This is a genomic window from Streptomyces prasinopilosus, assembly GCF_001419695.1.
Classification (GTDB): domain Bacteria; phylum Actinomycetota; class Actinomycetes; order Streptomycetales; family Streptomycetaceae; genus Streptomyces; species Streptomyces prasinopilosus.
The window spans coordinates 1-8825 of sequence record NZ_LIRG01000135.1 but is presented as its reverse complement, the minus strand read 5'-3'; the positions used below and the strand labels follow the sequence as shown (position 1 = coordinate 8825).

The window sequence follows — 8825 nt, the reverse complement described above, 5'->3', positions numbered from 1 at the left end:
TCGAGCACGCCTCCGCCGCGGCCGGCTACGGGGTCCCGGTGGCGGCGGCCGCCACCGCCCTGCTCACCGCCCTGGCCCTGTCCGGCCCACCGGGCTCCCGCCGACCCGGTGCGGCGGGGCCGGTGGAGTCGGTGGGGTCGGCGGATCCGGCGGGTTAGGCGGGCTCGACGGATCAGGCGGCTCGGCAGGTCAGGCGGCTCGGCGGGTCAGGGCTGCCGGGAAGCCGTCCGTGCGGAGTCCCGGACCGCCGTCCGTCCGGGCGGTCGAACCACTCCGCCGATTCCCGCCCGCACCATTGACGGTCCCACGGCCCGCACATACCTTCACCCGTCGAAGCGCTTCGACGAACCTCCCGGCCTTCGACGGGCTTCGGCGCGCTTCCCCCTCCCGCCCCTCCCCCCGCGAACCGTGTCAGTGGAGGACCCCCGATGGTGAAGATCACGGATGTGGCCCGGCGTGCCGGGGTCTCCCCCAGCACGGTGTCGTACGCGCTCAGCGGCAAGCGGCCGATCTCCGACGAGACCCGGCGCCGCGTCCAGGCCGCCGTCCGCGAACTGGGCTACCGCGCGCACGTCCGGGCCCGGGGCGGGACCGGGGCCGGGGCGCGGGTGCTGGCACTGTCGGTGCCGCTGCGCTCCGGCGTCCACGTACCGGTGGTGACGCAGTTCGCGGTGTCGGTGGTCACCGCCGCCCGCGCCCACGGCCACGACGTGCTGCTGCTCACCCGGGACGAGGGCGAGGAGGGCGTCGGGCGGGTCGCGGAGGCGGGGCTGGCGGACGCGCTGGTGGTGATGGACGTCCAGCTCCAGGACCCCCGGCTGCCGTTACTGCGCTCCTCGCCCCTGCCGTCCGTGCTGATCGGCGTCCCGGCCGAGCCGGACGGGCTGACCTGCGTGGACCTGGACTTCGGCGCGGCGGGCGAGCTGTGCGTGGAGCATCTGGCACGGCTCGGGCACCGGACGGTGGCGCTGGTCGGCTCGCCGCCGGAGGTGTACGTCCGGCGCACGGCGTTCGCCCGCCGGCTCGTGCGGGGGTTCACGGCCGCCGCCGACCGGCACCGGCTCTCCTCCGCCGTGCACCCGTGCGGGGCGGACCGGGGCGCGGCCCGCGCGCTCGCCGAGCGGCTGCTGCGCGAGCAGCCCGCGCCGACCGGGGTGGTGGTGCACAACGAACCGCTGCTCGACCCGCTGACCGACGCCTTCGAACAGCTCGGCCTGCGGATCCCCGCCGACCTCTCCCTCGTCGCCGTCTGCCCGGCGCCGGTCGCCGCCTCGGCCCGCGTCCCGCTCACCTCGGTCACCGTGCCGGCCGCGGAACTGGGCACCCGTGCGGTGCACCTGCTGGTCCAGAAGCTGTCGGGTGCCCCCGTGCCGCAGGTCACCCTGCTCCCGCCCCGCCTGACCGAGCGCGCCAGCACGGGCCCGCGCCCGGTCTGACCCGCCCGGCCGGCGGGCCGCTCAGCCGAGTCCCCAGGCCGATCCGAGCCGGTGGGCGGCGCACAGGTCCACGTCCGGGAAGTACGCCCCGGCCGCCCCGCACCGCTCGCCGGAGCTGCCCGGGTCGACGGGTTGGCCGTGCCCCATGCCGGTGAGGGTGTAGGTCTCGACCACCGCGTCCCCGTCCGGCCCCCGGAACACCTGGTGCGGGTAACCGGCGACGGTGTCGCTCACGTCGGCCGTCCGGTCCGCGCCGTGCACCTCGGTCCACTGCTCCACGAGGTCGGTCATGTTGACGGGCCGCACCGTGTGATCGGCCGTGCCGTGCAGGACGGTCAGCGACGGCCAGGGCCCCGCGTACCCGGGCCGCGCCGCGCGCACCCGGTCGCCCCACTGCCCCGGGGTCTGGGCGGCGCCGACGTACATGCAGACGTACGGCGACCCGGCGGCCTGCGCGCACCCGTACGGGAGTCCGGCGACGACGCCCCCCGCGGCGAACTTCTCCGGGTACGCGGCCATCATCACGGCCGCCATCCCGCCGCCTGCGGACAGCCCGGTGACGTACACGCGCGAGGCGTCCCCGGAGACGTCGGCGAGCTGGCGGTCCACCATCTGCGCGAGGGACGCGGCCTCGCCCCGGCCGCGCTGGACGTCCGCGGTCTGGAACCAGTTGAAACAGCCGGAGAGGTTGTTGGCGCTCTGCTGCTGCGGCAGCACGACGGAGAACTTCCAGCGGTCGGCGAGCTGCTGCCAGCCGGTGCCGGTGCCGTAGGCCGCGGCGTTCTGGGTGCAGCCGTGCAGGGCGAGGACGACCGGACGGCCGGCGGGCAGCCCGTCGGGGACGTACCGGTACATCTTCAGGGCGCCCGGGTCGGAGCCGAAACCGGTGACCTCCTGGAGGGAGGCGGCCGAGGCCCGGACGGGGGTGAGCAGGACGGAGAGAAGGGCGGCCAGGAGGACCGCCAGGACGGTGCGGCGCAGCGCCGCGCCGGTCCGTGTCGTGGGAACGGCCCGTGCCGTGGGAACGGTCTGTGTCATGGAACGGAAGGTAGAAGCGTGAACCACCTCCCGATATGGGGCCGCACCCCAACCCGCCGCCCTCGCCTGTGTGGCCGCATGACACAGGCCCCGCCGCTGATGCGACGGGGCCTGTGCCCACATGGGAATTGTGGAGATGGCGGGAATCGAACCCGCGTCCAACGGTGCAGAACCAGGGCTTCTCCGTGTGCAGTCCGCTGTGCTTTTCTCAGCCCCGGAGATCACGCGGACAAGTCTCCGACGGGCTCAGTCACTGTTTGGTTTCCCTCTTCACCCCGTGACCGGGATCAAGGTTTAGTTCCCTAGATGATGCCAGGAACCGGGTCGGGAACACCCCCGGGCTGACACTCCCTTTGGTAGGGGAGCCGCTGCTCGCTACCTGAAGATCAGGCAGCGAGGGCGAGCTCGCCCTGGGAGATGGATCGCTTGGAATTGGCGATTATTTTTTTCGGCCTGTGGTTTACGAGATCATGGCCGCTTCCTCGACACGCTTCCCCTGCTTCGACAGCCGCTGTCGAAACCGATCATCCCCATGTTCTTTTCTCAAGGTGCGCACCCACTGCGAGGTGCTGCCGCCATCGTACGTGACCAACACGGGTCGGTGCCAGCGTATTCCCGCGCGACGGCTCCGGGGCTCCGGGACGGTCCGCGAGCCGCCCGGGCGGGCGACGGGGGTCCGCCGCACCGGCCCTACGCCTGCTGCTTGCGGCGGACCGCCGAGATCGCCCGCTCGGTCTCGCGCCGGTCCTGCTTCTCGCGGAGCGTCTGGCGCTTGTCGTACTCCTTCTTTCCCTTGGCCAGGGCGATCTCGACCTTCGCCCGGCCGTCCTTGAAGTACAGGGCGAGCGGCACGATGGTGTGCCCCGTCTCCTGGGACTTGGACTCCAGCTTGTCGATCTCCTCGCGGTGCAGCAGCAGCTTGCGCTTGCGCCGCGCGCTGTGGTTGGTCCAGGTGCCCTGGCTGTACTCGGGGACGTGCACGTTGTGCAGCCACGCCTCGTTGCCGTCGAGCTGGACGAAGCCGTCCACCAGCGACGCCCTGCCCTGGCGCAGCGACTTCACCTCGGTCCCGGTGAGGACCAGGCCGGCCTCGTAGGTGTCGATGATGAGGTAGTCGTGCCGCGCCTTCTTGTTCTGCGCGATCAGCTTGCGCCCTTTTTCCTTAGCCATAGTGCCGCCCATTTTGGCACTACGGAGGGGGTGGGCGGAAAGCCGATTCCGGTGGCCGGGTCCCGCGCTACCGGCCGAGGCCGGCGAGGATCGTGCCCACCTGCCGGAGCGCCCGCTCCCCGGCCTCCAGGTCGGGGGCGATGCCCCGCCCGTCGACCTTCCGGCCGGACGGGGTGCGGTAGTGGCCCACGGTCAGTTCGGCGACCGAGCCGTCGGGCAGTCTGCCGGGCTCCTGCACCGTGCCCTTGCCGAAGGTGCGGGAGCCCACGACGACCGCCCGTCCGCGGTCCTGGAGGGCACCGGTGAGCAGTTCGGCCGCGCTCATCGTCCCGCCGTCGACGAGCGCGACCAGGGGCCTGACGGTGTCGCCGCCGGGCGCGGCGTGCAGGGCGCGCTGCTCGCCCTCGACGTCGTACGTGGCGACCAGGCCGCCGTCGAGGAAGGCGGACGCCGCGGTGACCGCCTCGGTGACCAGCCCGCCGGAGTTGCCGCGCAGGTCGAGGACGATGCCCGTGCCGGCCGGGGCCTCCCGCACCGCCTCCCGGACCTCGTCGCCGGAGCCCTTGGTGAAGGCGGCGACCTTGACGACGGTGATCTCGCCGGGGAGTTCGTCGACGGTGACGGCGTCGTGGGAGAGCCGGACCCGGCGCAGGGTCTCGCTCCAGGTGCGCGTGCCGCGCTCCAGGCCGAGGCGGACGGTGGTGCCGGCGGATCCGCCGGTGCCGTCACCGCGCAGTAAGGAGACGACCTCGGTGACGGGCCGCCCGTCGACCGCCGCGCCGTCGACGCTGCGCAGCCGGTCGCCCACGCGGATGCCGGCGTCGGCGGCGGGGGTGCCGCCGCCCACCCTGGTCACCTCGATGCGGCCGGACCGCTCCCGGGCCCACAGGCCCACGCCGGTGTACCGGCCGTCGAGGGCGTCCGCGAACTCCTCGTACTCGTCCGGGGAGTAGACGGCGTCCCACCGGTCCCCGCTGCGGCTGACGGCGCGCCGCGCGGCCTCCACGGGGGACGTGCCGGCGGCCATGGCCTCCTCGGCCGCCTCGGCGACCTCGGCGTGCCGGCCGACGGGGGCCGCCGCCTGGGTACTGCCCGCGGCGGGCCTGCGGTCGGCCGGTCCGGGCAGGCTGCCGGTCGCCGCGCCGGCCACGAGCACGCCGGCGAACACCAAGGTCAGGGCTCCCCCTCGGCGGATCCGACGGGGCTCGCAGAACAGGGCACGACCTGACATGCCGGTGAGTCTAGGACAACACGAAGGGGCGCACGGCCGGTTGACCGTACGCCCCTTTCGGCAAGAGTCACACCTTCAGGTACTTGCGCAACGCGAAGAAGGCGGCCAGAGCGGGCATCAGAAGACTGGTGGCGAGGATCAGCGGAAGCTTCGTCAGCACCGCGTCCCAGCCGATGAAGTTGATCAGGTTCAGCTTCTCCGACAGCGCCAGTCCGGCGTCGATGATGAAGTACCGGCCGACCAGCAGGAAGGCGCAGGCGAGGGCGCCGCCGATGAGTCCGGCGACCGCGGCCTCGGCGATGAACGGCGCCTGGATGTAGAAGCCCGAGGCGCCGACCAGCCGCATGATCCCGGTCTCACGCCGACGGCTGAACGCCGAGACGCGCACCGTGTTGACGATCAGCATCAGGGCGACGATCAGCATCAGCGCCATCACCGCGAGGGCGGCCAGGTTCATGCCCTCCAGCAGCCCGAAGAGGTTGTCCAGGATGCCCTTCTGGTCCTGCACGGACTGCACCCCGTCACGCCCGTCGAAGGCGGTCGCGACGACCTGGTACTTCTCCGGGTCCTTGAGCTTGATCCGGTACGACTCCTGCATCTGGTCCGGCGTGAGGGAGCTGGCCAGCGGGGAGTCGCCGAACTGCTCCTTGTAGTGCTTGTACGCCGCGTCCTGGGACTCGTAGGTGACGGAGTCGACGACCGCCATCTTCTCCAGGTCGCCCTTGATCTGCCCCTTCTGGTCCTCGGTCACCGCTCCCTTGGCGCAGTTGGGGTCGGACTGGGCGTCGCTCTTGTTGCACAGGAAGATGGAGACGTTGACCTTGTCGTACCAGTAGCCCTTCATGCTGGTGACCTGGTCGCTCAGCAGGAGCGAGGCACCGAACAGGGTGAGCGACAGGGCGACGGAGACGACGACGGCGAAGGTCATCGTCAGATTGCGGCGGAGACCGACACCGATCTCCGACAGAACGAACTGGGCGCGCATGGCGTGGGATTAAGCCTTTCCGGTCCTCGTCAGTGCTGGTAGCCGTAGACGCCGCGCGCCTGGTCGCGGACGAGGCGGCCCTTCTCCAGCTCGATGACGCGCTTGCGCATCTGGTCCACGATGTTCTGGTCGTGCGTCGCCATCACCACGGTGGTGCCCGTCCGGTTGATCCGGTCGAGCAGCTTCATGATGCCCACCGAGGTCTGCGGGTCGAGGTTGCCGGTGGGCTCGTCGCAGATGAGCAGCTTGGGCCGGTTGACGAAGGCCCGCGCGATGGCGACGCGCTGCTGCTCACCGCCGGAGAGCTCACCGGGCCTGCGGTCCTCCTTGCCGCCGAGCCCCACGAGGTCGAGCACCTGCGGCACGGACTTGCGGATCTCGCCGCGGGACTTGCCGATGACCTCCTGCGCGAAGGCGACGTTCTCGGCGACCGTCTTGTTGGGCAGCAGACGGAAGTCCTGGAACACCGTCCCCAGCTGGCGCCGGACCTGCGGCACCTTCCAGTTGGAGACGCGCGCGAGGTCCTTGCCCAGGACGTGCACCTGTCCCTGGCTGGCCCGCTCCTCGCGGAGGATCAGCCGCAGGAAGGTGGACTTGCCGGAGCCCGAGGACCCCACGAGGAACACGAACTCGCCCTTCTCGACCTCCAGGGAGACATCCCGGAGGGCTGGACGGTTCTGCTTGGGGTAGGCCTTGGAGACGTTGTCGAATCGGATCACGGGTGCACCACGGGTCGCCGGGGGTAGATGTGCGTGACCTTACGCGAAGCGGGAGGCCGACCGCAGTCACCGGACCGGGTTGCGCAACACTTGCGCGCTATATGCCGGATGTGCCGGGTGCCACACGGAGGGCCGCGCCGATCGCCGCGGAACCTGGCACAGTGGTAGGGGGAACGTTCGCGTGTCCGCGGGCGTTGTACTGACCGGAACCGGTGCGAGGAGGGCGAGCGCATGACGTACGACCGGCTGGTGTGCGCCAACTGCGCCGCGCCCGTGAGTGAGGGCCGGTGCCCGGTGTGCCGCGCGAACCGCGAGCGGCTGCAGCAGGTGAACTTCCTCGCGGGCCTGAACCCGACGGCGCTGATCGCGCTGCTGGTGGTGCTGGTCGCGGCGGTGGCGCTGCTCGCCCACCAGACCGCCTGACGCCGGCGGCGCGGAGCGGCCGGACCGCACGGGGAGACCCGGTCCGCGCCCCGGATCCGTACGGCGCGGTTCCCGCACGCGGGCGCACACGGCCCGCGCGGAACGGACAGGGACGCCCGAGGGGCCCGGAGCGGCGAACGCGCTCCGGGCCCCTCGGCCCGTCTCTCCCGCCGCGCGCACGGTGCGTGCGCGCGCCGTCACCGTCAGGCGGCAGCGGCTCCGCGGTTGCCCATGAAGCGCGGCAGCACGCGGAAGCCGACGCCACCGGCGATCATCGTGGCGGCGCCGATGACCAGGAAAGTCATCTCGGCGGCACCGGTCTCGGCGAGCTCCTTGCCGTTGCCCTGGGCCGACGGGGCGGGCGCGTCGCCCGTTTCGGTGAGGGCCGAGGACCCCTCCCCCTGCACGGAGGCACCGGCACCGCCGGCCGGGGCGTTGCCGCCGCCACCGTTGCCGCCACCCGGGGTGGCCGGCTTCTCGGTGGGCTCCTCCACGGGGTCCTCGCCGCCCGGCTCCTCGGGCTCGGCGGGAACCTCGGGGTCCGTCGGGACCTCGGGATCGGTGGGAACCTCGGGGTCCGTCGGAACCTCGGGGTCGGTCGGAACCTCGGGATCGGTCGGGACCTCGGGGTCCGTGGGAACCTCGGGGTCGGTCGGGTCCTCGGGGTCGGTCGGGACCTCGGGGTCCTCACCGCACTCCAGGTCGACGACGATGTCACAGGGCGGGTCGCCGGGGTCCGCCTGCGCGACACCCGTCACCATCAGCGACGCACCCGCGGCGATCACGGCGCCGGCCGCGATGCGTGCGACGCGGATCCGCGTCTTCTTCGTCATATGCGTGCTACCCCCAGTAGCTGATCGTCAGTGAGGCTGCACTCGGGGCCGTGATCAACGGGGGTGACTGCGGTGAAGCGTCCCCCGGTTCACATGCGCCCCGGAGATACGCATGCCGAGCGTCACCTTTCCTACTTTTCATATGGACGTCAAGGCCGTTGCGTACGTGATGTCCCGGTAAGCGCGCTTTACCGGGAGCCGGAGCTTCGATTGTGATGCGAAAGCCCGGCATTCCCGACGCACAAAAGGCAACTGCCGCCACAGGGGCGGCAGTTGCCTTGTCGACAAAGCGCTGTTCGCGTGCGCGGGGGCTACTTCTCCCGCTGCTTGCGCCAGCGGATCCCGGCTTCCAGGAAACCGTCGATCTCACCGTTGAACACGGACTCGGGGTTGCCCACCTCGTGCTCCGTGCGCAGGTCCTTGACCATCTGGTAGGGGTGCAGCACGTACGAACGCATCTGGTTGCCCCAGGAGTTGCCGCCGTCGCCCTTGAGGGCGTCCATCTTGGCCTGCTCCTCCTGGCGGCGCCGCTCCAGCAGCTTGGCCTGGAGGACGTTCATCGCGGTGGCCTTGTTCTGGATCTGCGAGCGCTCGTTCTGGCAGGAGACCACGATGCCGGTGGGGATGTGGGTGAGCCGCACCGCGGAGTCGGTGGTGTTCACGCCCTGGCCGCCGGGCCCGGACGAGCGGTACACGTCCACCCGCAGCTCGGACTCGTCGATCTCGATGTGGTCGGTCTGCTCCACCACGGGCAGCACCTCGACGCCCGCGAAGGAGGTCTGGCGCCGGCCCTGGTTGTCGAAGGGCGAGATGCGCACCAGCCGGTGGGTGCCCTGCTCGACCGAGAGCGTGCCGTAGGCGTACGGCGCCTGCACGGCGAAGGTGGTCGACTTGATGCCGGCCTCCTCCGCGTACGACGTCTCGTAGATCTCGGTCTTGTAGCCGTGCTGCTCGGCCCAGCGCAGGTACATGCGCTGGGCCGAGCAGCAC

Annotated in this window: 9 protein-coding genes and 1 other RNA gene; 2 read left to right on the top strand and 8 right to left on the bottom strand. The window is 71.6% G+C overall.

Annotated features, from left to right (window positions below):
* Window positions 1-428: 428 nt before the first annotated feature.
* Window positions 429-1436, top strand: a complete 1008-nt coding sequence (locus AOK18_RS07180) for a LacI family DNA-binding transcriptional regulator (RefSeq protein WP_055693771.1) — start codon at window positions 429-431, stop codon at window positions 1434-1436.
* 21 nt (window positions 1437-1457) lie between these two features.
* Here AOK18_RS07180 and AOK18_RS07175 read toward each other — a convergent pair whose 3' ends face one another.
* The 6 genes from AOK18_RS07175 to ftsE form a co-directional block, all read right to left on the bottom strand.
* Entirely contained in the window at window positions 1458-2474 is a 1017-nt protein-coding gene (locus tag AOK18_RS07175) for an extracellular catalytic domain type 1 short-chain-length polyhydroxyalkanoate depolymerase (RefSeq protein WP_079104880.1), read from the bottom strand.
* Window positions 2475-2602: 128 nt separating this feature from the next.
* Window positions 2603-3006: a transfer-messenger RNA gene (ssrA, locus tag AOK18_RS30430) on the bottom strand.
* Between the two features lie 158 nt (window positions 3007-3164).
* The gene (smpB, locus tag AOK18_RS07170) at window positions 3165-3644 is read right to left on the bottom strand and encodes an SsrA-binding protein SmpB (RefSeq protein WP_055571886.1); all 480 of its coding nucleotides are present in this window, start codon (window positions 3642-3644) and stop codon (window positions 3165-3167) included.
* A gap of 67 nt (window positions 3645-3711) precedes the next feature.
* Window positions 3712-4875, bottom strand: coding sequence for a S41 family peptidase (locus AOK18_RS07165; RefSeq protein ID WP_167738657.1), 1164 nt, complete (start codon window positions 4873-4875; stop codon window positions 3712-3714).
* Window positions 4876-4942: 67 nt separating this feature from the next.
* Window positions 4943-5860 (bottom strand): permease-like cell division protein FtsX, encoded by a 918-nt coding sequence (gene ftsX / locus AOK18_RS07160; protein ID WP_055571888.1) that lies wholly within the window; start codon window positions 5858-5860, stop codon window positions 4943-4945.
* Window positions 5861-5889: 29 nt separating this feature from the next.
* Window positions 5890-6579, bottom strand: coding sequence for a cell division ATP-binding protein FtsE (gene ftsE, locus AOK18_RS07155; RefSeq protein WP_055571889.1), 690 nt, complete (start codon window positions 6577-6579; stop codon window positions 5890-5892).
* Between the two features lie 231 nt (window positions 6580-6810).
* Here ftsE and AOK18_RS07150 point away from each other — a divergent pair, with 231 nt between their 5' ends.
* Window positions 6811-7002 carry a hypothetical protein gene (locus tag AOK18_RS07150; RefSeq protein ID WP_055571890.1) on the top strand — a complete coding sequence of 64 codons (192 nt, stop codon included), beginning with the start codon at window positions 6811-6813 and terminating at the stop codon, window positions 7000-7002.
* A gap of 203 nt (window positions 7003-7205) precedes the next feature.
* Here the strand turns inward: AOK18_RS07150 and AOK18_RS07145 are convergent, their stop codons facing one another.
* Entirely contained in the window at window positions 7206-7835 is a 630-nt protein-coding gene (locus AOK18_RS07145) for an LPXTG cell wall anchor domain-containing protein (protein WP_055693769.1), read from the bottom strand.
* Window positions 7836-8146: 311 nt separating this feature from the next.
* A partial coding sequence (locus tag AOK18_RS07140) for a peptide chain release factor-like protein (RefSeq protein WP_107100338.1) occupies window positions 8147-8825 on the bottom strand: 679 nt, incomplete at its 5' end.

Bases quoted from the DNA above. Each gene is read 5' to 3' on its own strand.
- AOK18_RS07165 (WP_167738657.1), bottom strand. From the start codon at position 4,875: ATGTCAGGTCGTGCCCTGTTCTGCGAGCCCCGTCGGATCCGCCGAGGG.
- AOK18_RS07175 (WP_079104880.1), bottom strand. From the start codon at position 2,474: ATGACACAGACCGTTCCCACGGCACGGGCCGTTCCCACGACACGGACC.
- AOK18_RS07145 (WP_055693769.1), bottom strand. From the start codon at position 7,835: ATGACGAAGAAGACGCGGATCCGCGTCGCACGCATCGCGGCCGGCGCC.
- smpB (WP_055571886.1), bottom strand. From the start codon at position 3,644: ATGGCTAAGGAAAAAGGGCGCAAGCTGATCGCGCAGAACAAGAAGGCG.
- AOK18_RS07150 (WP_055571890.1), top strand. From the start codon at position 6,811: ATGACGTACGACCGGCTGGTGTGCGCCAACTGCGCCGCGCCCGTGAGT.
- AOK18_RS07180 (WP_055693771.1), top strand. From the start codon at position 429: ATGGTGAAGATCACGGATGTGGCCCGGCGTGCCGGGGTCTCCCCCAGC.
- ftsX (WP_055571888.1), bottom strand. From the start codon at position 5,860: ATGCGCGCCCAGTTCGTTCTGTCGGAGATCGGTGTCGGTCTCCGCCGC.